Source organism: Bacillus sp. J41TS8, from assembly GCF_018333035.1.
In the GTDB taxonomy this organism is placed as follows: domain Bacteria; phylum Bacillota; class Bacilli; order Bacillales; family Bacillaceae; genus Bacillus; species Bacillus paralicheniformis.
This window is the reverse complement of sequence record NZ_BORF01000023.1, coordinates 1-20,433: the sequence shown is the minus strand read 5'-3', so window position 1 is coordinate 20,433 and position 20,433 is coordinate 1. Positions and strand designations below refer to the sequence as shown.

Here is a 20,433-nt window from a genome sequence, read left to right as displayed (position 1 = left end):
AAGCTCCTCCCATTATACCATTTCACGTTCAAAAACATCCATTTCATTTTACCCGTTTTCATTGCTTTCCAAACATTCCCTCACCACCCTATCGGCTCATTCCCCACAATTTCTCTAGTGGAACCTTTAAAAGTATGCCGGTGCCTCTCCTTTCTTCCATCGCTTACATACACGACTCCGCCAAATCTGATCGGGGGAGCCGCAGAATATGCCAGATAGGTCGTGCCCCCGATTTCATGATAGTGCGTGCCGTCCGCCCGCGGAATCGCGGGCCCCGTAATCGCGTAATACCTGTGATAATGTCCCTTATCGAAAGAAGTGATGCCGGAATAAAAATGAACGTGCCCATCTGTATTGCTCCCGTTTGCCGGCTGGGAAAAGCCTTCAATTAGGTGGTAATGGCCATTGGCAGTCGATGTTCTCGCCCTGTAGGCGTGGGCATGGGGAGGCGCTTTTGACCAATCCGACTGATACAGCGTCATGTTTCATTCACTCCTTTTTAAGGGCGGCTTCACTAAAAAATACGACGGGCGCCCAAGCAAAAACGGCTGGGCAGAATACAGTGATGTTAGTCAGGTTTCATTTTATTATTGGAGGGATTTTTTTATGAATCATTTCGAGCACGCTCCTGTATACGGCGACGACAACCAGCGCATCATCGGCAGACCTTTCTTTGGCGGACCTTTTGGGCGCCCGTTTTTCGGCCCGCGTCCGTTTTTCGGTCCGGGCCCCTTCTTCGGAGGTTTTTTGGGCGGACTTACTGCCGGAGCGCTTCTCGGCCCTTGGGGATATCCGTATCCGCCGTATCCTTACTATCCTTTTTTCTGACAGATAAAGGCTCTTCCAGGGGCCTTTTTACATAACTTTTTTCTTGACTTAGAACTTTTGCATCAATTAAGATGGATTTTACCAACCGGTTAGTAATACGGGTTTTTTTTATGTCTAAAAAAGAAGAAATCTTTGAAGCGGCCTCATGACGATTGCGGAATACACCTTTAACACTTTAAGATCGTTTATGGGCTGCGTTTTTTGATATTCGAATGAAAACTAACTTTGTACAAGCGCCCTTGCTGCGGCAGCATGTCTTAAACCGCAGCGTGAGTTGTGTGAAAAGAGCGCTGGCAAATGGTCAAAGTCTTTTGTTTCAATTGGAACTGCTGGCTGACGAAGAGAAAGCTCTCCTTTTGAATCATGGAATAACATTGATAGAGGAGGATTTCATATGATTGCAGGCTACATTTTTCTAATGATCGCCATCTTGTCAGAAGCGGCGGCAGCCGCCATGCTGAAAATATCTGACGGGTTCGCGCGCTGGCGGCCGTCGGTTCTCGTAGTGATCGGCTACGGTCTCGCATTTTACATGATGTCGCTCACATTGCAGGTCATCCCGCTAAGCCTCTCCTATGCGACTTGGAGCGGAGCGGGCACCGTACTGACTGCAATCATCGGCGTCTTGTGGTTTCAAGAAAAGCTGAACCGGCGAAATATCGCCGGCATTATTTGTCTCGTGTCAGGCGTTGTCCTGATCAATCTGTCATAAGGAGGAGAATGTCATGAAAGGCATGATCTTTTTGGCGGCTGCCATTTTGTCCGAAGTATTCGGAAGCACGATGCTGAAGCTGTCAGAAGGCTTTAGCGCCCCCCTGCCCGCGGCCGGTGTCATGATCGGTTTTGCGGCTTCTTTTACGTTTCTGAGCTTTTCATTAAAAACACTGCCTTTATCTGCGGCTTATGCGACTTGGGCCGGCACCGGGACGGCTTTGACAGCTGCGATCGGGTATTTTATATTTCAGGAGCCATTCAATCTCAAAACTCTTATTGGGCTTGTATTGATCATCGGCGGCGTCTTTTTGCTCAATTCAAAGCATGCTGACGCCGCAGACCAAAAGGCTCAGCTCACGATCGAAATCTAATCCGCTTTGGAGACGACAATCTTGGGGTCTAATTCAATGGCGACATTGCCCTGAACCGCCCTTGATATCATACAGGATGTCTCCGCCTTTTCAGCCAGTCTTTCGGCAAGTTGGACCTCTTTTTCCGCCGCTTCTTTCGGAAGGCGGATCAGAGGTCTGTGAATGATTTTTTCGTACGTAAACACCCCGCCTGTCACATCGACAACAGCCTCGGATTCCATCGTCAGGCTCTCTTTTTCCAATCCGCTTCTTTCCATCATGGCTGCAAGCGTGATGATATAGCAAGTCGCAGCGGCGCCGAGCAGCATTTCGTCAGGGTTTGTCCCTGCCCCCGGACCGTCCATTTCCTTTGGAATTGAAATTTCTGTTTTTAAATTCCCGCTTTCAATCCTTCCGATGTCGTTACGTTTTCCAGGCCAGTCTGCCTGAAGGTAAAAATGATGTTTAGCCATAAAAAATACCTCCTTTTTTTATCCTGCTTAAAGTCTACCGGTATTTGACCTTTCTGTCTGTTGATTTGCCTAAAAAACCGGTAAACCGTGACAGCCGTCTAACACACGGGGCATGAGCGGAACATAGAATACAACGAAAATCCGCGCAAGAAAGGACGAAAAGAAATGGAGAATGTAGAACATTTACAGCAGACACCGGCTCCCGAACAGCATATGCATATCCCCCAGTATCAGCACGCCGAAGCAGCCGTGCACCACATCAAATGTCCGTTGTTTCCGCACTTGAAACATAAGACGTTGTGCACAGTTGCGCCTTTTGTTCATTACGGTTTAAATGAAGCGCAAACCACTTCCTATCACCACGCCATGGAAGAAGTAGCGGCAATGGCTTATTTAATGGGCATGGGTATGGACCCTCACTTGGCCTACTGTACAGTTGAGTCATGGGAAATCAACGAAACATTCTACTAATTAGACTGAATGGTCAAAAATAAAGAGAAAAGACCGTTCAGTCTCAGGAACGGGTTAAAGCAGACGCCAGCGTCCGGCGTGTTCATTGGCGAAATCAGCCAGTGAACGCGGTTTTTTTCCCGTGATGCGTTCTACTGTATCTGTGATGCGGTTTTCTTTGCCATTCTTGATTTTCTCGTCTAGTTCCGACATGAATCCGGCATAATCGGGAGATAATCCTGCTTTTATATACCTTTCCCTCAAAGCGGGCACTTCGACATTGACATGCCTGACGTCGCGGCCTGCCGCTCTGCCGATGATTGCCGCGGCTTCAGCATAACTCAAGGCTTCCGGCCCGGTCAAGATATGGCTCGTATTATGCGGCTTTTGATCAAGCAATGCGCGCACAGCCACTTCAGCAATATCGTCTGCCTCTATAAACCCGACTTTGCCGCTGCCTGACGCCGTGACGATTTCATTTTTCTTCCGAATCGAAGCGCCATGCTGATGGTCAAAATTCTGCATGAAATATGAAGGCTTTAGCACCGTCCATTCAGGAACATATCGCCTGACCGCGTGATGAAGCTTCCCGAATACATCAGTCAAGAATTATCCGTTTCACAGATCTATTTACCATTCCGAATGAGAAAATCGGCGCATGATCCTTCAGCGCCGGTCATAGACATAGCATAAAACCCCTGTCACATACAGAGGAACAAAAGGAAGTGTGCCCGTTGTTTATTTATACGGTTCAGCCGGGAGATTCATTATTTGTCATCGGTGCCAGGTTCGGAATTTCGATTGACCAGATCCGATTGGCAAACGGGTTGGTCGAAACAAACATTGTCCCCGGACAGGCTCTTTTAATACCGCTTTATACATATACGGTTCAGCAGGGAGACAATTATGATTCGATCGCCCGCCGGACGTTTGTATCCGCCGTAGCATTGCAAAAAGCAAATCCGTCTGTAACGCCTGCCAATATGAGGCCGGGGATGAAAGTGACGATTCCGGAATTGCCGAAAAAACCGATCACCGCTTTAGGATATTACACATTGAGAAACCCCGGCTTAGACCAGGAATTGATTCATAATTTTGCCCCCTACGCCACATATCTGGCATTTTTTGAATACCATATTTCAAGCGACGGATCGTTAAGCGAGCTGAATGATTCACCGGCGGTACAAACGGCCTGGAGGCGGCGCGTTCCTCCCCTCATGACAGTCACCAATCTGACAGAAACAGGCTTTAGTCCGTCTCTTGCGCACCGCGTATTAAATCAGCCTGACGTAAGAAACCGACTCATCGACAATATTGTTCAAACGATTTCCAGAAAAGGATATGCTGGCGTCAATATTGATTTCGAACAGAGGAAGACTGAGATTTATTTTCAGGTTTTCTCCGCCTGTTGAAAGAGCGGCTGAAGCCGTCCGGTTATGTGCTGACAGTTGCCGTTCCGCCGAAAACAAATGAAAATATCGCCTAGCTGAAAGGGTATGACTATGGCGGAATCGGTGCAGTGAGCGACCTTATCTTTATTATGGCATACGACTGGCACCACGGAACAAGCGAGCCGGGCCCTGTTGCTCCGATCAATGAAGTCCGGCAAACGATTCAATTTGCCCTTCGCCATATCCCAAAAGAAAAAATCATTCTCGGCTTTCCGCTTTACGGCTATAATTGGACGCTGCCCTATCAGCCCGGTGCCGTGTACCCGGGAATCGCCAATCAAGACGCCGTTCAGCTCGCCATGAAGCACCAGGTACCGATTCAATATGATACAAGGTCTGAGTCCCCTTTTTTCAGATATACCGATGAACAAGGCAGACGGCATGTCGTATGGTTTGAAGACGCGCGCAGCATCGGAAAAAAACTGCAGCTGATCATCGAATACGGACTTAACGGCGGCGGCGTATGGCAGCTCACACTCAGTTTTCCGCAAGGAACATGGCTCTTGACCAAATTCTTTCGCGTCCGAAAAGTCTGACACAGTATGTAATTTATTGTAAAATAGCAGACAGAATAATCCCGCTAACAAACCTGATACTAATGATGTGTCCTTCGCACAATAACAAATCTGAAAGGAATGGTTGCAATTGAATAATGCGATTCATGAAACATTGGAGCTCCATGAGCTGTTAATGTTTAAAAATCTTTGCCTGACTAAGTCATCAACAATGACGGGAATGGTGCAGGATCAAGAGCTTCGCGACATCTTGGAGCGTGATGCATCCCAAACAAAGCATCAGATCGAGCATTTGCAAGGTCTGCTGTCAGTGAGAGGTGAAAACATATGAACGAATTCATCCAAAACATGACAGGGATGGGCGCGATGACTGAACAAGTGATTGCCACCGACTTTTTAATCTCGGCGAAAACCGGTGTAAAAAACATTGCCACAGCTATCACGGAAACATCTTCTCCAGAAGTGCGCGAAACGCTTAAGCAGTATTTAAACGACGCGATTGACACTCATGAACAGATCGCAAACTATATGATGTCAAAAGGTTACTACCATCCTGCCAATTTATCTGAACAAATTCAGATTGATACCAAAGCTGCCGAAACGGCTAAAGATCTTCCGCAACTGTAATGAAAAAAACACATGAATACCCCGCAGTCCATACAGCGGGGTATTCTTATTTAAACGGTTTCTTCTTTTTTCTCATCATAATCAATGACTGCCTTTGGCAGTGCCGTATATTTCGCCCAGTAAAATACCGCAATGGATCCTAGCGCGATCAAGATTAAATCGACCGGCGTTCTCAATAGACCCAGGCCGTTACCGAATGAGCCCAGATACGACAAAACCAGGAGCATCATATAATACCCGACAATCCACCAGCTTGATTTAAGTTGCTGTGCAAACGGAACATCGTCTTGCGGAACGTATTTTTTACACGCGCAATAAACAGCAAACATCACAAGCTGTGATCCGAGCAGCCACGACACAGTGTTCCAGCCTGACCAATAGACGATATACGACGCAAATACGAAGGAGACAGGGGCAATGACAGCCATCCCCTTGATTTGCAGAGGCTTGTTGAGCTGCTTGGCATTCACATTCAGCGCTGCGGCTGAAACCGGAGCGATCGCATAGGAAAGAATCAGGGCTACAGAGCAAACATTGACGAGCGCGTCCCAAGACGGAAAAGGAAGCGTCCAAAAAACGGCGAGCGCAAACGACAGCCACAACGACGGACGCGGAATTCCCGTCGGTTTATTGACCTTGGCAAACACTTTGAACAACGTGCCGTTCCGCGCCCATGCATAAACCAAGCGCGATGTCGTATTCATAAAAATATTGCCGTTTCCGCCGGGTGATAAGATCGCATCCAGAACGACAAGAGTGGCAAGCCAGCCCATCCCAAGAAGCACCGCGATGTCTTTGAATGGAAGAGAAAACTCCTTGCCGATCGCTTTCCAGCCGTTATTCAACATATCAGTCGGAATGGCTCCGATAAACACCACTTGCAGTATCGTATAAATGCAAGCCGAAACAATGATGCAAATCAGCAAAGCAACCGGGATGTTCCGCTGCGGATTTTTCACTTCGCCGGCGACCGAAACGATCGGATGAAGACCGAGGTATGCGAACATCACCCCGCCGGTCGAAATGGACGCCTGCACCCCGCCAAAGCCAAACGGCGCAAATTCTCCCGCAAAGTTGGCCGACTTAAAATGGAATATCAACACGACAATGATCGTCAAAGGAACAAAATACTTAAAAACCGAAATAATTAAATTTGATTTCGCAAACGCTTTGACACTCCAATAATTGAGTAAAAAGAACAAACAAAGCAGCGCAAACTGCAAAAGCCAGCCGATAATCGTCGGCGATTCAGAACCTTTTATCGTCAAACCGGGAAACCAATAAGCTACATATTGCCTGACAGCCGTCACTTCGATTGAAATCAGGCTTGTATAGGCAACGATCGTGATAAATGAAATCAAGTATCCGACAAGGTGGCCGTGGGTATACACCGGATAGCGGATAATTCCGCCCGTCCGCGGCAAAGCAGCTCCCAGCTCAGCATAAACAAGGCCGATTAGAAGGATAATGACACCGCCGATAATCCACGAAAAGCTTCCCGCAGGCCCGGCTTTTGAAACGACATTGCTGACGGCAAACAGCCAAGCCGATCCAAATATCGCACCCATGCCGATCAAAATCAGGTCAAGCAGAGAGATCGTTTTTTTGAAATTGCCCTGATTTGACAAATCACTTCCTCCTTTTTAATGCATTTAATAGAAGGTAGTATATTCAAAAAGCGCCTCTGTATACTTTTCCCGCTTCCTTTCGGCTGCAACAAAAAACCCGGGGATTTCCCGGGTTCCTTCATATGGTTATTTCACTCCTGCCGGTGCTAAAAATGCCTCAATTTCATCTGCGGCTTTCTCGGCCCCTCCTGCTTGTTTAATATACTTTTGCATGTCCTGTACTCGTTTCAGGACATCCGGGTTACCGTCCGTCTGGGAGACGGCTTCCCGCAATGAAGCAACTGTTGTGTCCTCCGGCTGCAAATGCTTGCCAAGTCCGAGTTCTTCGACACGGCGGGCAGTGATTTCCTGTTCAATCATTTGCGGGACGGCAACAAGCGGTACACCGGCATTCAATCCTTCCATCGTGCTGTTCATACCCCCATGGGTGATGAACAGCTCCGCTTTCTTCAGGATTTCCAGCTGGGGAACGCGCTGATGAATCGAAAAGTTATCAGGTATGTCGTCAAAGCTTTCAGGATCGATTGTCGCGCCGACAGCCATGACCACCTGCCACTTCGTGTCCCTGAATGCTTCGATGCACATATGATAAAATTCCGTCCAGGCATTGAACGCCGTTCCTAAAGAAATGAGCATGACAGGACGGCCGCTGTCCGAAATAACCGGCGTGTCTTTTTCCTGAAACTTGCGTTTGGCTAGAGAAGGACCGACAAAAGAGAACCGTTTATCAAACGTTTCGCCATAAGGCTGAAAAGCACGAGGCATAAAGACAATGTTCAATTTTGCCGGTTCGAACATCTCTTCAAAACTAAATGACGGAAGATTCGCATTTTTCAAAGCGGCTTCTTGCTCAGGCGTGAGCTCGATCTTAAACTCTTCAGACATTGATTTGAATGAAAAATGTTCGTTCTGTGCATATGAAGAACAAAGGCGAACCGCCTCTATTCCAAACTTTTCAGCCAGCATTTTTCCCGCCATGGCCATAAAGTCAAAAAGGATGAGGTCAGGCTTGTCATTCTCATAAAGCGCTTCAAGCTGAGGAAGAACCTCCTCCATTTCTTTCATAAACATCATCGGAGCCTGCGTCATATCTTTTTTATTTTTCATCAGCTCCCGAATTTGCTGCGGATCGATATTTAAAGTTGAGCGGTAGTTAAGCGGCTCTGCCCCAGTTTCCTCAACAGCTTTCACAAACTCATCCGTTACCGGATATGTTACCCGATAACCGCGTTTGACAAGGCTTGCCGTTAAAGCAAGCGTCGGATTAATATGCCCGTGAGCGGGAATATTAAAAATCGCGATATGTTTTTGGCCCATTTTTTAACCTCCCGTTATTTTTCATTTCATAACAGTAACGATGATTTTAAATCTCTTTCACTATGTTAAACAACATATTATAGATAATAAAGGAAAAACCCTTCAAAATTAAATTAAAATTAAAAAATACTAATATAGTCCTTTTTCTCACAAAAAAACACCGAACTTTAGCCCTTAGTTTAAGGCAACACTCGACTTTATTCCCCTTTTTGTTACCGTCGACTTATATTTCAATCGTTTTAAAACAAAAAACATCCGTCAAAACAGCACTCGTTTTAACGGATGTCATGAAATTGCCATATTTTAAATTTAGTTTAAATTATTCTGTAAATGATGGTAAATCCAAAAAAATTTTTATAATGTTATTTTGTCGCGCTTCCTGCTTCATTTCCTTTCAAAACTATCGTTTATCGTTTCCTTCTCATCATAATTAGATATGAAAGGACTGTTGTTATTGGTATATACAGCGGAACATCTTGATGATTATTTAATGGAACAAGCATCCAACAATCATTTTCACGGCAGCATTTTGCTGGCAGACTCAAACGGTATTCTGTTATCGAAAGGATACGGTTATGCTAATTGCAAGGACAAAGTGAAGAATAAACCGTCTACACGCTACCAAATTGCTTCGCTGACAAAGCAATTCACAGCCATAGCGGTCATGCAGCTGCAAGAAAAGGGACTGCTTCGTACAGATGATCCGGTACAAAACTATTTAGAAGGCTATCCGAACGGGGACAGCATTACCATCAAACATTTATTAAGCCATACGTCCGGAATTCCCGATTTTCTAGAGGATGAATTGCTCGATATTGAGCTGGAGCGCGCACCGTTAGACCAATTTATCGGCCGTTTTATTGACAAGCCGCTCGAATTTCGCCCGGGACAAAGGTTTAATTACAGCAATTCAGGATACATACTGCTCACAAAAATCATTGAAACAATCACAAATGAAGCTTATGGAGACGTCATTCAACAATTGATCTTTGACCCTTTAGGCATGAAAAACTCCGGTTTCTTCACTTCTCCGGAAGATATTTCGCCCACAGTCGGATATTTATGCCTGAATCGCGAAATGATCAAAGCGCCTATCGTATACGGCTACGGGGAAAGCGGGCTGTATTCAACCGTTGAAGACTTGTACTTATGGGACAGGGCGCTTTACACTGAAAAGCTTGTCACAAAAAGCGCTTTGAAAGAAGCGCTTTACAGCTGCGTCAAAAAGCCGGCTTTTGCAGCCGAGGGCCCTTCTCCGGCACTCATTCAAAACAATTCGATCGGATACGGATGGTTTATTAATCATCAAAACAAGTATAAAATATGGCATGATGGAGAAATCCACGGTTTTATCAGCTCGATTAACCGATACATGGATGAGAAAAAAGTGCTGATTATGCTCAGCAATTGCAACCTGTCAAAAACAGACGAGATTTTGGCAAACTTGGAACAAGCTTTATTGCAAATGTAGAAGCTAAAAACAATGAAAGGCAGCGGGAACGGTATGATCAGAAAACTATTCACTATCATCATCATGGCAAGTATCATCGCGATCGGATTCGTCTTTAAAGATTCCTGGCTCGGTGTCATCAGGGACGGAGGCGTTTATTCGGTGCTATTCAGCATGCTGCTTGTGGCGGCCTGTGTATTTTTCCCAATCGTCCCGTTTGCGCTCATTGCCGGATTAAACGGCGCTTTGTTCGGAATCGCAAACGGCGTGCTGATCACGCTGACAGGGTCGATGCTCGGCACCATGCTCCTGTTCTTCCTCTCACGTTACGGATTCAGAGATTTGGCTCGCAAACGCTTAACGAAATACCCGAAAATGAGCGCATATGAAGCCTATTTTAACCAAAATGCTTTTACAGCCGTACTATTGGGCAGACTGATCCCCGTTATCCCCGCCGTTGTCATGAATATTGTCTGCGGTTTAAGCAAGGTGAAATGGGCTGTCTTTTTCACGGCTTCGACACTTGGAAAAATCCCTAACGTTCTCGTCGTCTCTATCGCAGGTGCCAATTTCAGTGAAAACAAGCTGATCTCTATCGGTGTCTACGGCTTATACATGGCGATCATCGCGCTTGTCATCTACAGAAAGTATCCCCATCTGACTCAAAAACATAAAGAGACGAAACAGACAGGGAAACCTTCTTGACCCGCTGAGGCGGCAATGATAGCCGCCTTCGTTTTTCAGTTGAACGTCAGCCGATTACAACAGCCGTACCATATCCGATGAGTTCGGAGGTACCCTGGCCTGCAGATAGTTCGAACCTTAGACCGACGATCGCGTTTGCTCCGAGTTCTTCAGCTTGATTCACGAGCCGTTCCCTCACAGCTTTTTTCGAATCCTCAAGCATTTGGGTGTAATTTTTTAATTCTCCGCCAATGACCGACTTCAATCCTGACAGAATATCTTTTCCGATATTCCGCGACTGAACGATGCTGCTGGTGACAAGCCCTTTGACTTCGACGATATTTTGATTCGCGATTGTATCTGTTGTGACGATGATCATTAATATCCTCCCTTTTCCTAAACTTACTAGCTACCATACCATATCCGCCGGAAGCGTGCAGTTATTTATCCATCATATCGGCTGGATTTTTAAAATGTTAAGTTTTTCATGCAAAGTTTCACCATGCTGCATAGCCGGACCGTTTTAATCGCCGGCCTTAAGAAAAGGCTGCCGCTTGCCGTAAGTCAAACTGAATCAAGCCAAAAAAGAGAACCGTATATAGAAGTGAGGTAAACGATGTATAAAGAACGGATGGAAGAATTCCAAAGAGCACTCTTGGATACTAATATTTGCGATTACACAATTGATGAATTTGATGGAGATACACTTGTTTTAAAAGGCAGTTTTGACTTAGCTTATTATTATGAAGTTAAAATAACTTTTCGGGAAGTTGATTATATCAATTGTCCAGTTTATTTTGATACAGATAGAATTAGACTTGCATCGACTGAGGAAAGAGAAAAGTACAGGGTACAGTGCCAGCTTGAAAAAGAAGATTTAATGATTGTCTTTGACCAGGATGTTTTAAACACTTTTTATTTTGTTATCTGTCAAGATTTCGAATTTGAAATGGGTCTACATAAGCAGTAGCTCAATAGAAGAAAAACCTGCTTTTTGCTTTTTATCAATATGCTTCGCAAATTGGAAAGTCAAAAAATTTTTCATTTATATTAAGTTATTCTCTTGAAACATGGCATCAAAGTTTCCTAACCCAGTTGATTCTTCTTCCACTTTCTTATTTTAGTCCTGAAGCTTTTAAATGGAGCCACAGAGTTGATGTGAATGAACCTTATAGCAGGCCACTTCGGGTTTTCACCTGTCCAATTCAAAGTACCTTGGGTGAATAATTCTTCATCTGTGAGCGTATCAATCCAAGACTGAAGTTGTGACTCTGCTTTCTTGAATTCTTGGCGAAGCTCGGTTAACGAAAAGTGAGCATACAGATCGTAAAAAGATTGATAAAGGGCCCCCAATTGGTTCCATTTATAATGAGGAGAGGGAGTTATAACGGTTTTCCCCAAGCGCTCATCCCTGTCCCAGCTCATCAACAGGTTTAACCATCCGAGCTGATAAGCAAGGATTTCCCCTGGCGTTCGATCTACATCTCGATCCCGAACATCTCTCAACTGATCGGGGATATCGTCAAACTCCCCATCTAGTAACAAATAGCGCTTATGAATTTCTTCTTTTAAATGTTTCTTGGACTCGTACACCGTAATCCCTCCTTGATCATAACTATAGTGTACAGGATTCGTCCGACTTGTTTTAAACTTTTTAATAAAGAACAGTTGAATTTCCGTGTCAAGAGGTAATGTGAGCGGTTCCCTGCCGTCGACCCTTCAGAGGAACTCTCGATCCCAAAATTCCTTGCGGCCATTCGAATACCCTCCGCGCATCACAAGAATCGGCTTCCCTTCACCTACTCGCGAAAAGCGCCTATCTTTCTTTTAAAATATTTTTCTTAGGAAGTTTTACGTCAAATACGATTTTCTTTTTTCACATAAAAAACGGCTGGGCTTAGACGCCCAACCATCCAAAAATCTCAAAACCTTTTGTGTTTGCAAGTCAATAAATAAAGCAATCCGCCAACCAAGTAACCCGCTGCTCTCTGCTCCATGATTTCCGACAACGTGCCCGCCCGTATGCAGCAAGCGATTCGCTTATGTTATCTTCGACAAAAGCGGCGCCGGCCGTATCTTTCAACCCCCCGGCTTCGGCAGCGAGGACATTCAGGACGATCAGAGCAACCGGAACGAGCAGCGCAAACCATGCCCATTTTAGCACGGATATTGATTTTATATTACTGAATAAAAGCAGCAAAACACCAGTCAACGAATAGACCACCAGGATGTCACCGTACCAGATGCCAAAGGCATGAATCAAACCGACCAAAAGCAAGATGAACAGCCTTCTGCAAAAAAGCATACGCGGGTCGCAAAAAAAGACATATTGACTAAAAGAATGCCAAGCAAAGCAACTCTCTTCCCTGGGAAACCGGTGTCAACGGTAATTCCCGTACCTGTACCCCCAATCGGCATAGATTCTTATACATAAGTTTCCCTTGTGCTCCGAAAGCAGGGGAGGACTTCTCATTCATCTTATTTGCAATTCTTGTACGATATTCATCAGATCTGTTCGGAAAGATCGTTCTGTTCTTGATTAAAAAATTGCACTACATCATTTGCGGGTGGGCTGCGACCCTACAATTTTATTCATCTTATGATCAAGATGATGTGGTTTTTAAAAAGCTGATGACCTTCTGCGAGATAGATTTACCCTCTGTTCCCAGCCAAATGAGATGACCCCAGCTGTCTGCCTGGTAGACTTCTGAAAAAGGGATCAGTTCTTTTGCATGATAAGCATGCTCGGCTGGAACAAGACGATCATATCGGCAATGCATAATTAATACCGGACAAGAAATCTCCTGCAAATGATGGCAAGATAAATCGTCTATATTTTTTAAATCAAGCAAAAACCCTCGACTTGAACGCTGTCTGTTGTTCATTTTTCTCATTTCTTCAATATCTTCCTCCGTTACTTTCAGCATCGCCTGATCAACAGGGAGTGTAGTAAAGGAGGATAGCATTTTCTTAAAGATCCATTCCGGAAACCGATTGTTAAGCGCCGATATCAGCTTCCATACGGCCTTTTCAACAGGCGGTCGAAAGATGATCTGACCAACTTTATATTCAATATCCTTCGCTGTCAGCCACTGCTTTGTGACAGCACTTTGCAAAATTAAGGATTCTACTCTTTCCGAGTATTTGGATGCAAAACATATTCCGCTTGGCCCGCCGGCTGACACCGCAACCACATGAACTTTCTCGATATTCAAATGATCAAGCAGTTTCATATAGTAATAGCAGGCAAGTTCCAAACTGTCCCCGATTTCTTTCGATGTCCGGCCATACCCTGCACGGGAAGGCGTGATGATAGAGAATCGGCTCTCATAAAGATCTCGATACCCAAATTCCTCGCGGCAATTCGAATGCCCACCGTGCATCACAAGAATCGGCTTCCCTTCACCTACTCGCGAATATTCAATTGTCAGTCCGTCAATTTCAAAGGTGCCGATGCTTCTTTTCATCATTTTCATCCTCTCAGGAAGCTTTATATTAAATACGATTTTCTTTTCATTATGTTTCAGAAAAACCAGTCAACATAAAAAACGGCTGGGCGGTCCCGCCCAACCATTCGAATATGTTAAGATTTTTTGCGTTTGCAAGTCAATAAATATAGCAATCCGCCAGCCAATACAAAGACTGTGAATATGGCAAACGAGCGGCTGAATACAGCGCCCCAGGCATTGTCCATTGCCGGAAGCGCAGAATAGCCGAACCCGCGCACTGCCATCAAGCCTCCTGCAAATGCCACGCCTATTCCTTCAGATAAAAAACAGGCAAAATTCAGCATCCCCATTCCAGCGCCTGCAGCCTCTTCTTCCAAGCTTTCTGCGGCACTATTGGAAATCGACGTCTTCACAAATGAAAGACCGCCAAATATAAACACGAGCAGCATCGTCATCAACCATGGTGTCCGGTCACCGAACTGTGACGCGGCCGCTATGGTTGCCAAGATCAATAACCATCCAAGAGTAAAAACAAACCGGCTGCCGAAGCGATCGGTAAGGGCTCCCCCCGCGACGCCGAAAAAGATAACGCCCACACTACCCGGAAGCATAATGCCGCTTCCGATAATATCGGCATTTAAACTGAACAAGACTCTCATCATATATGGAACGACAGAGACGATTCCCGCAACGCTTCCCAATACGACACATCCTGCCAAAACGACGCCTATATATCTGCGATTCTTGATTAAAGACCGGTCAATAAAAGGATGTTCCGCATATCGGGTATGAACCGCAGCTCCAATCAAGCAAAAAATGCCCGCCGCTAAATAAAAGACATGATACAGCGATATATATACAGCGAACATCACAATGCTGATTGTCAGCAGGACGATCCCAATGATATCCAGATTTGCTTTTACAGCGGCTTCAGCAGGCATATTTCTGAGGAAGAAAGGAATCGACATCAGCGCCGCCATCGGAAGAAGGAACAGAAACGACCAATGAATATGATGTACAATCATTCCGCCGATAGCCGGACCTATTCCCTCGCCCATTGCCACTAGTGATCCGACAAGGCCGAACGCTTTGCCCCGGCCCTCCGGACGAACATAGCGTGTAATGATGACCAGGATAAGCGCGGGTACAGCGGAAGCCCCGGCTCCTTGAACAAAGCGCGCAAAGATCACGGCCGTGAAATAAGACTGAGCCGAAAGACCTATTAATGAACCTCCGCCATAGATGATTAGTCCGGCCACAAACAGCTTTCTGACACCATACATATCAGAAAGCCTGCTGTAAACGACCGAACCAGCAGCAAAGGAAATGATAAAACTCGTATTCACCCAATTTGCCGCGGCAGGCGACACGCCAAATTGATTTTTTATGTCCGGCAATGCAACATTAAATACGGTTTCGTTCATCACACTGAAGAAAGCGACAAAGCTAAGCCACCAAAACGCCTTCTTTTGATGCTTGAAGGACTGCATTTTAATGTTTTTCAATTGAATGATACCCCCAAAATTATAGGGGAATCACGCAGTTTATAGGGTTAATGATGCGCTTTCCCCTCGAATGTTAACCCATTTATTTTTTTGCACTTCATCATTCATGCGCCTCCTCATATTTGATTTTTAAATTATACAATTGATCAACAAAGGGATCAATGTAAGGAACATAAGCTGAACTTTCACATTGCAAAAAAGGCCAATGAAGAATACCGGTGCAGTACCCTTCATTGACCTTTATTCGTGACATACTGAGCAAGCCAGCCTTGTCCTGTGCTTTTCCGAAAGCTTAATCAAATTCCCTGTTTAATAATTTTTTCAGTTCCTTTTTTTGTTTTTTCGATACGAGAATATACAAAATATCGCCTGATTTAATTTTCGTTTCTCCGTGCGGCGTGACCAAATCCCCGTTTCGGATGATCGCATTGATCAGGGCATCTTTCGGAAAGCTGATGTCTTTCAGTGCCTGCCCGGTGATGGCTGTTTGGTCATCGACTTCAAATTCGATAATTTCGGCGTTCGCCTTGCCGATGGAAACAAGCTCGAGCGAATGCGGCGCTTCGACTTTCTGCGGTCCGTTCAATTTCAATTTTTCTGCGAAGACCGATATGGTTGATCCTTGGATCAAAGCAGATGTTAAAACGACGAAGAATACGACATTGAAGACCAATTGGCTGTTTTCAAGCCCCATCGTCATGGGGAATGTTGCGAGAACGATCGGAACGGCCCCTTTTAATCCGGCCCACGACAAGAAGATTTTTTCGTTAAAATGAAAGCCCATTTTGATGGTCGACAGAAAAACGGCAACCGGTCTGGCGATAAAAATTAAAATCAGCGAAAGCAGGAAGCCTTTGAAAATGATATCGAAAGATAAAAATTGGGCAGGAAAAACCAATAATCCTAGAATAATAAACATCAAAATCTGCATCATCCAGGCAAAGCCTTCATTAAACCTGAAAATAGAATGTCGGTAAGTCAAATCTTGATTTCCGATGACAAGCGCAGCAATGTAGACGGCAAGCAAGCCGCTCGCCCCGATGACATCTGTAAGACTGTAGGTAAGAAGCGCAAAAGCAAGAGCAAAGATCGGATAAAGTCCGCTTGAATCCAAGTTGATTTTATTGATGGCAAAGCTGGCGAACCGCCCGAGTACATATCCGAGCAAAAGCCCCATTCCCATCTGCCAGAAAAATGAAATCACAAGCATGAAATAAGATGAATGATCAGCCGTCAGCAGCTGGATGAGCGATAAAGTCAAAAACATCGCCATCGGATCATTTGTACCCGACTCTGCTTCCAGTGTAGAGCTCAATCTGTCTCTAATATTCTGGCCTTTCAAAACGGCGAAAATCGCGGCCGCATCTGTAGAACCGACAATCGCTCCGAATAAAAAGCCTTCCATCCAGGAAACATTAAAAATCAGTTTGGCCGCAACCGCAACCACACAGGTGGTCAGCAAAACGCCAATCGTTGCGAGCGACAATGAAGGAACGGCGACCGCTTTGATTGAAGACCATTTTGTTTGCAGACCGCCTTCAAAAAGGATGACGACGAGTGCGATAACTCCGATCAGCTGGGCTAACTCGGGATTATTAAAATAAATAATTCCGAGACCGTCGCTCCCCATGATCATCCCGACAATCAAGAACAAGACGAGAGCGGGCACTCCGAGCCTAGTCGAAAATTTCGTTGTCAGTACACCGATAATCAGCAATAAGGCCGCTAATAAAATAAACTGCTCCATATTAATGTGTTCCAACCATTTATCCTCCTCCCAATCTTAACCGATACTGGTGCTGTCCCCCGTTCTTTTACCCGAACAGGCACCCTCATAAAACGTATGTAACAAACGATGTTCGCGTATGCTCGTGTATGGGACCGTCCTTCAGTCTTCACTCCGTCCGTGAAACTTTGTGCCTGCAATCGCAATAATCCCAATAATGATTGTGATTGGAATCCAAATCACGGCAAACGGATGCGCAGGCTCAGCAAGTGCGGCGATGACGGCCCCCAGGCAATAGAGCACAATCGTCAAAGCGCGAAGCCATGCGTCCTTATGGATGACCTTTTGGTCGTTTTTGCTGAGGAACCGTTTTGTCACATCTTCGAAAAAGTTTGCGAGCGTCCCCGTTAGGACAGTAGTGGAAATCCCTGCAATGCCGAGCTTTCTGGCTGCTGTAGTCTGAAGCCCCATCGCCATGCTTAACAGCAAGATCAAAAAGTGTGGCGAACTTTCATAGAAAGTCAGACAAGCAAATAGAAGCAATACGGCTGCTTCAACAGCAAGTGCAATCGTGACGCCTGACGGCCAGAACGATTTTTCTTGTTTTCCGACAATGGCTGCTGAAATAATCACGCCGATGATAAATCCGAACAATGCGATCAGCGAGTACACGGCGGTCGCATGAAGAGAATTGCCGATTGATAATCCTAACAGTACGATATTCCCGGTCATATTAGCAGTAAATACGTGACCGATACTTAAGTACCCAATCACATCTACAATACCTGCTGTCAAACAGAGAAGCAAAAGCATGATGTTTCGTTCAAGAGCAGCATTCAATGTGATTCAATCCTTTCGAAGCTATTCTGCCCGGCGGAATGTTAAACCATTCCATCCGGTATGTCATGAGCCTTTCCTAAGGGAAAACTCGATTTGGGGGCTTTTTTATTGTTAGAAAAAGAGGGGTTCTTAACGAAAAAATGCGGGCGATCCGATCATGCACCTCAGCAAAACACTTATCGCTCATCGTGTTACATCTACAATTCAATTGTATCATAAGCATTAAAATTTTTTATAAATGAAGTTCTTAAAAACTTGTTTTTAAGAACCGGGAACACATTTCTTACTGTTTAGGAAGCAGCCGATCGGCGTTTATTGCATGATCCGTCTGTTTGCCTTAAATAAAAACGAACGAGCCGCCTTTTAAAAGCGACTCTTTCCCATTCCTTCAATACTTGCAAAGTTCATGGTTACACGCGGGAGGACTGATTCACTTCATATGCCGCCCGTATTCCCGATTCAATCGCTCCCTGCATCCACCCGTGAGTGAGGGAAGCGTGCTCCCCGGCAAAATACACCCTTCCCTCAGGCATAGGAATATAAGGATACAGCTCCAATTCCTGACCAGGTTCGAAAGCTGTAAATGCTCCCGCTGAAAAAGGATTTTGCGTCCAGCTGAAAGAAGCGCCTGATACAAACTCGGAATACACGATATCTCCATATATTCTCGCTAAATTTTTCAGCGTATAGCGGATCCGCTCTTCTTCCGGCTGACTGTCCCATATCAGCGCTTCATCAGCCCACGTATAGCTCGCTAAAATAACAGCATGACCGTGTGCCCCTATGCCGCTGCTTGGGTAATATGAAAAGCGAATCGGCAAATCGGTAATGGATCTCCCGCCGCGCTGCCCGACTCTTTCCCAAAACCTGCTCTTAAATTCGATTCCTATTTTTGTCGCGGCAATATAGTTAAGCTCCCGAATCGCTCTCCGCTTATGGTAGGAAAACGAATCAAACGGCTCAAATGTCACAAATCGCAAAGTTGAAAAAGGAATTGTTACGATTGTGAAATCACTTGTCAGAGCTGAATGTTCTGCCGACTGTTGGTGGATACAATGGGCTGTCACACTGTTTTCAGTTTGAGATATTTTCATCAATTTATGACCAAATAAAATATCGCCCTTTAATTGCGGAAGAAAAGCTTGCGTCAGCAAGTCCATGCCACCTGTAATCTCATAGAAACGAGACGGCGATGTAAAAAAGATCGATTCCCTTAATACTTCAACAAGTGACAATCCCATGTACGCTTCCATGTCCAAAAGCACACCAATCATATCAATGGAGCCGTGTGAAAAATGAGTGTTGAGAAAAGAGCCCAACGATTCGTTTCTGTATTGTTTTTCAACAATACGCCAATTTCTCGCCGGATCTTGGCTGATAAAATTGAGGATAGGCTGCAATGCAGAAAGCATCAGCTGTTCAGCCGTTTTCCCCTGCTCATGGGGAGCAGCCGGGAATCTTAAAACACCCGGATGTCTTTCAAACTCATGAAGACGAGTTTTCACGCCGTTGACGTAAAGAATATCCATGGGGGTTCTGTTGATAAACTCATTGACAGGCAGATTAAATTTCTTAATGTATTCTATCGTTAAAGTATGAATATCGGGGATGCGCATCGGACCGGCATTGAAATACAACCCTTCGCTAAAGGGCGCACGGGAAGTAAAAACACGTCCTCCCGCTCTGTCATTCGCTTCCACGATCGTCACTCTGTGCCCGGCACTCTTTAATAAAGACGCTGCGACAAGCCCGGACAACCCGGCACCAACGATCATTACTTGCTTGGGATACTGTGTTGTTTGAAGGCCGTTTCTAATGATATGAAGCATGTCTCCCTCAGTTAATTGAAAATTCAATTTACTCAGCGCCCTTTTCGGTGGATTTATTGCATTATATTCCGTTTAAAGGGTGCCAATCACCATTTTCATCCTCTCTGCACGAAGACTCCGCATAAGGGCGCAGTTGCAAATGGGTTATCTATTTTTAAAAATGTAAATCAATATCCTATACCGAATTTATGAAGTGACATAGGATAAACTATGTATCTTTAGGGAGGTGAAACATATGAGCGGAGGTTACGGATACGGAAGCGGTTTTGCTTTAATTGTTGTCCTGTTCATTCTCTTAATCATCATTGGTGCCAGCTGGTTCGGCGGTGGTTATGGAGGCTATTAAGTTCTAAAAAGTTTCCGTTTTAAATAAAAGTCAGCAATAACCTATGACCTTCTCCTTATTTTACATGTTCTCCTCTCTTGCTTATCGTTATTGACTCCATTATGAAAGGCTCTTTTTAAAAAGAGCCTCAGACCGTTGACAAAATAGGTCGAATTTTTATAATCCGGCCTATTTTTGTCCAATTTATTCTGTTTTTTCGATGAGAGTTCTGGCGATGAGGACCTTTCCAAGTCCAATTCGCCAGCTTTTTG

Annotated in this window: 23 protein-coding genes and 2 pseudogenes; 11 read left to right on the top strand and 14 right to left on the bottom strand. The window is 45.0% G+C overall.

Annotated elements, in window-relative coordinates:
* Positions 1 to 80: 80 nt before the first annotated feature.
* On the bottom strand, positions 81 to 482 hold the full coding sequence (locus KI350_RS21840; RefSeq protein ID WP_025811480.1) for a YmaF family protein: 402 nt from the start codon (positions 480 to 482) through the stop codon (positions 81 to 83).
* 124 nt (positions 483 to 606) lie between these two features.
* Between KI350_RS21840 and KI350_RS21835 the strand changes: the two genes are divergently transcribed.
* The 3 genes from KI350_RS21835 to erbB all read left to right on the top strand — a co-directional run bounded on the left by KI350_RS21835 (position 607) and on the right by erbB (position 1,913).
* Positions 607 to 828 (top strand): hypothetical protein, encoded by a 222-nt coding sequence (locus KI350_RS21835; RefSeq protein ID WP_020451497.1) that lies wholly within the window; start codon positions 607 to 609, stop codon positions 826 to 828.
* 394 nt (positions 829 to 1,222) lie between these two features.
* A complete protein-coding gene (gene erbA / locus KI350_RS21830; protein ID WP_023857655.1) occupies positions 1,223 to 1,540 on the top strand; it encodes an SMR family multidrug efflux transporter EbrA in 318 nt (105 codons plus the stop codon).
* A gap of 13 nt (positions 1,541 to 1,553) precedes the next feature.
* Positions 1,554 to 1,913: an SMR family multidrug efflux transporter EbrB gene (erbB, locus tag KI350_RS21825; protein WP_026579703.1), complete on the top strand. Its 360-nt coding sequence runs from the start codon at positions 1,554 to 1,556 to the stop codon at positions 1,911 to 1,913.
* On the opposite strand, the gene KI350_RS21820 is transcribed toward erbB, so the two are convergent.
* Complete coding sequence (locus tag KI350_RS21820; protein WP_059231941.1) at positions 1,910 to 2,365, bottom strand: OsmC family protein; 456 nt, start codon at positions 2,363 to 2,365, stop codon at positions 1,910 to 1,912. The genes erbB and KI350_RS21820 overlap by 4 nt on opposite strands.
* Before the next feature lie 165 nt (positions 2,366 to 2,530).
* Here KI350_RS21820 and KI350_RS21815 point away from each other — a divergent pair, with 165 nt between their 5' ends.
* The gene (locus KI350_RS21815; protein WP_020451493.1) at positions 2,531 to 2,836 is read left to right on the top strand and encodes a hypothetical protein; all 306 of its coding nucleotides are present in this window, start codon (positions 2,531 to 2,533) and stop codon (positions 2,834 to 2,836) included.
* A 54-nt stretch (positions 2,837 to 2,890) separates the two neighbouring features.
* Here the strand turns inward: KI350_RS21815 and KI350_RS21810 are convergent.
* Positions 2,891 to 3,412, bottom strand: a pseudogene (locus KI350_RS21810) (NmrA family NAD(P)-binding protein); the annotation flags it as partial.
* 137 nt (positions 3,413 to 3,549) lie between these two features.
* Here KI350_RS21810 and KI350_RS21805 point away from each other — a divergent pair.
* From KI350_RS21805 to KI350_RS21795, 3 genes and pseudogenes are all read left to right on the top strand, one after another.
* A pseudogene (locus KI350_RS21805) lies at positions 3,550 to 4,802 on the top strand (glycosyl hydrolase family 18 protein).
* A gap of 109 nt (positions 4,803 to 4,911) precedes the next feature.
* Positions 4,912 to 5,112: a hypothetical protein gene (locus tag KI350_RS21800; protein WP_043929021.1), complete on the top strand. Its 201-nt coding sequence runs from the start codon at positions 4,912 to 4,914 to the stop codon at positions 5,110 to 5,112.
* Entirely contained in the window at positions 5,109 to 5,408 is a 300-nt protein-coding gene (locus KI350_RS21795) for a spore coat protein (RefSeq protein ID WP_059231943.1), read from the top strand. Before KI350_RS21800 ends, KI350_RS21795 begins: the two co-directional genes overlap by 4 nt.
* Before the next feature lie 50 nt (positions 5,409 to 5,458).
* Here the strand turns inward: KI350_RS21795 and KI350_RS21790 are convergent, their stop codons facing one another.
* Together KI350_RS21790 and KI350_RS21785 are read right to left on the bottom strand one after the other, a co-directional pair.
* The gene (locus KI350_RS21790) at positions 5,459 to 7,036 is read right to left on the bottom strand and encodes an APC family permease (protein WP_059231945.1); all 1,578 of its coding nucleotides are present in this window, start codon (positions 7,034 to 7,036) and stop codon (positions 5,459 to 5,461) included.
* 126 nt (positions 7,037 to 7,162) lie between these two features.
* On the bottom strand, positions 7,163 to 8,353 hold the full coding sequence (locus KI350_RS21785) for a macrolide family glycosyltransferase (protein WP_059231947.1): 1,191 nt from the start codon (positions 8,351 to 8,353) through the stop codon (positions 7,163 to 7,165).
* A gap of 454 nt (positions 8,354 to 8,807) precedes the next feature.
* Here KI350_RS21785 and KI350_RS21780 point away from each other — a divergent pair, with 454 nt between their 5' ends.
* Both KI350_RS21780 and KI350_RS21775 read left to right on the top strand, forming a co-directional pair.
* A complete protein-coding gene (locus KI350_RS21780) occupies positions 8,808 to 9,824 on the top strand; it encodes a serine hydrolase domain-containing protein (protein WP_059231949.1) in 1,017 nt (338 codons plus the stop codon).
* Between the two features lie 33 nt (positions 9,825 to 9,857).
* The gene (locus tag KI350_RS21775) at positions 9,858 to 10,508 is read left to right on the top strand and encodes a TVP38/TMEM64 family protein (protein WP_059231961.1); all 651 of its coding nucleotides are present in this window, start codon (positions 9,858 to 9,860) and stop codon (positions 10,506 to 10,508) included.
* Between the two features lie 46 nt (positions 10,509 to 10,554).
* On the opposite strand, the gene KI350_RS21770 is transcribed toward KI350_RS21775, so the two are convergent.
* The gene (locus KI350_RS21770; RefSeq protein ID WP_003182008.1) at positions 10,555 to 10,866 is read right to left on the bottom strand and encodes a YbjQ family protein; all 312 of its coding nucleotides are present in this window, start codon (positions 10,864 to 10,866) and stop codon (positions 10,555 to 10,557) included.
* A gap of 237 nt (positions 10,867 to 11,103) precedes the next feature.
* On the opposite strand from KI350_RS21770, the gene KI350_RS21765 reads away from it, so the two are divergent.
* Positions 11,104 to 11,457 carry a hypothetical protein gene (locus KI350_RS21765; RefSeq protein ID WP_059231950.1) on the top strand — a complete coding sequence of 118 codons (354 nt, stop codon included), beginning with the start codon at positions 11,104 to 11,106 and terminating at the stop codon, positions 11,455 to 11,457.
* Between the two features lie 116 nt (positions 11,458 to 11,573).
* On the opposite strand, the gene KI350_RS21760 is transcribed toward KI350_RS21765, so the two are convergent.
* From KI350_RS21760 to KI350_RS21730, 7 genes are all read right to left on the bottom strand, one after another.
* Positions 11,574 to 12,086: a ClbS/DfsB family four-helix bundle protein gene (locus tag KI350_RS21760; protein ID WP_059231953.1), complete on the bottom strand. Its 513-nt coding sequence runs from the start codon at positions 12,084 to 12,086 to the stop codon at positions 11,574 to 11,576.
* A gap of 346 nt (positions 12,087 to 12,432) precedes the next feature.
* The gene (locus KI350_RS21755) at positions 12,433 to 12,765 is read right to left on the bottom strand and encodes a hypothetical protein (protein WP_059231955.1); all 333 of its coding nucleotides are present in this window, start codon (positions 12,763 to 12,765) and stop codon (positions 12,433 to 12,435) included.
* Between the two features lie 325 nt (positions 12,766 to 13,090).
* A complete protein-coding gene (locus KI350_RS21750; RefSeq protein WP_059231963.1) occupies positions 13,091 to 13,954 on the bottom strand; it encodes an alpha/beta fold hydrolase in 864 nt (287 codons plus the stop codon).
* Between the two features lie 116 nt (positions 13,955 to 14,070).
* Complete coding sequence (locus KI350_RS21745) at positions 14,071 to 15,441, bottom strand: MFS transporter (RefSeq protein WP_236808556.1); 1,371 nt, start codon at positions 15,439 to 15,441, stop codon at positions 14,071 to 14,073.
* Positions 15,442 to 15,733: 292 nt separating this feature from the next.
* Entirely contained in the window at positions 15,734 to 17,203 is a 1,470-nt protein-coding gene (locus KI350_RS21740; RefSeq protein WP_020451480.1) for a potassium/proton antiporter, read from the bottom strand.
* Positions 17,204 to 17,329: 126 nt separating this feature from the next.
* A complete protein-coding gene (locus KI350_RS21735; protein ID WP_020451479.1) occupies positions 17,330 to 18,007 on the bottom strand; it encodes a YoaK family protein in 678 nt (225 codons plus the stop codon).
* A 410-nt stretch (positions 18,008 to 18,417) separates the two neighbouring features.
* Positions 18,418 to 19,836, bottom strand: coding sequence for a flavin monoamine oxidase family protein (locus KI350_RS21730; protein WP_059231959.1), 1,419 nt, complete (start codon positions 19,834 to 19,836; stop codon positions 18,418 to 18,420).
* Between the two features lie 235 nt (positions 19,837 to 20,071).
* Between KI350_RS21730 and KI350_RS21725 the strand changes: the two genes are divergently transcribed.
* Positions 20,072 to 20,182 (top strand): YjcZ family sporulation protein, encoded by a 111-nt coding sequence (locus tag KI350_RS21725; protein ID WP_020451477.1) that lies wholly within the window; start codon positions 20,072 to 20,074, stop codon positions 20,180 to 20,182.
* 41 nt (positions 20,183 to 20,223) lie between these two features.
* Here the strand turns inward: KI350_RS21725 and KI350_RS21720 are convergent.
* Positions 20,224 to 20,433, bottom strand: a 210-nt coding sequence (locus KI350_RS21720; RefSeq protein WP_212930587.1) for a hypothetical protein, incomplete at its 5' end; no start/stop codon positions are given.

What these genes read in the sequence shown, in the direction of transcription:
- KI350_RS21765 (WP_059231950.1), top strand. Translation starts at nt 11,104, where the DNA reads ATGTATAAAGAACGGATGGAAGAATTCCAAAGAGCACTCTTGGATACT.
- KI350_RS21730 (WP_059231959.1), bottom strand. Translation starts at nt 19,836, where the DNA reads ATGCTTCATATCATTAGAAACGGCCTTCAAACAACACAGTATCCCAAG.
- KI350_RS21725 (WP_020451477.1), top strand. Translation starts at nt 20,072, where the DNA reads ATGAGCGGAGGTTACGGATACGGAAGCGGTTTTGCTTTAATTGTTGTC.
- KI350_RS21815 (WP_020451493.1), top strand. Translation starts at nt 2,531, where the DNA reads ATGGAGAATGTAGAACATTTACAGCAGACACCGGCTCCCGAACAGCAT.
- KI350_RS21820 (WP_059231941.1), bottom strand. Translation starts at nt 2,365, where the DNA reads ATGGCTAAACATCATTTTTACCTTCAGGCAGACTGGCCTGGAAAACGT.
- KI350_RS21840 (WP_025811480.1), bottom strand. Translation starts at nt 482, where the DNA reads ATGACGCTGTATCAGTCGGATTGGTCAAAAGCGCCTCCCCATGCCCAC.
- KI350_RS21770 (WP_003182008.1), bottom strand. Translation starts at nt 10,866, where the DNA reads ATGATCATCGTCACAACAGATACAATCGCGAATCAAAATATCGTCGAA.
- KI350_RS21835 (WP_020451497.1), top strand. Translation starts at nt 607, where the DNA reads ATGAATCATTTCGAGCACGCTCCTGTATACGGCGACGACAACCAGCGC.
- KI350_RS21785 (WP_059231947.1), bottom strand. Translation starts at nt 8,353, where the DNA reads ATGGGCCAAAAACATATCGCGATTTTTAATATTCCCGCTCACGGGCAT.
- erbB (WP_026579703.1), top strand. Translation starts at nt 1,554, where the DNA reads ATGAAAGGCATGATCTTTTTGGCGGCTGCCATTTTGTCCGAAGTATTC.
- KI350_RS21775 (WP_059231961.1), top strand. Translation starts at nt 9,858, where the DNA reads ATGATCAGAAAACTATTCACTATCATCATCATGGCAAGTATCATCGCG.
- KI350_RS21750 (WP_059231963.1), bottom strand. Translation starts at nt 13,954, where the DNA reads ATGAAAAGAAGCATCGGCACCTTTGAAATTGACGGACTGACAATTGAA.
- KI350_RS21795 (WP_059231943.1), top strand. Translation starts at nt 5,109, where the DNA reads ATGAACGAATTCATCCAAAACATGACAGGGATGGGCGCGATGACTGAA.
- erbA (WP_023857655.1), top strand. Translation starts at nt 1,223, where the DNA reads ATGATTGCAGGCTACATTTTTCTAATGATCGCCATCTTGTCAGAAGCG.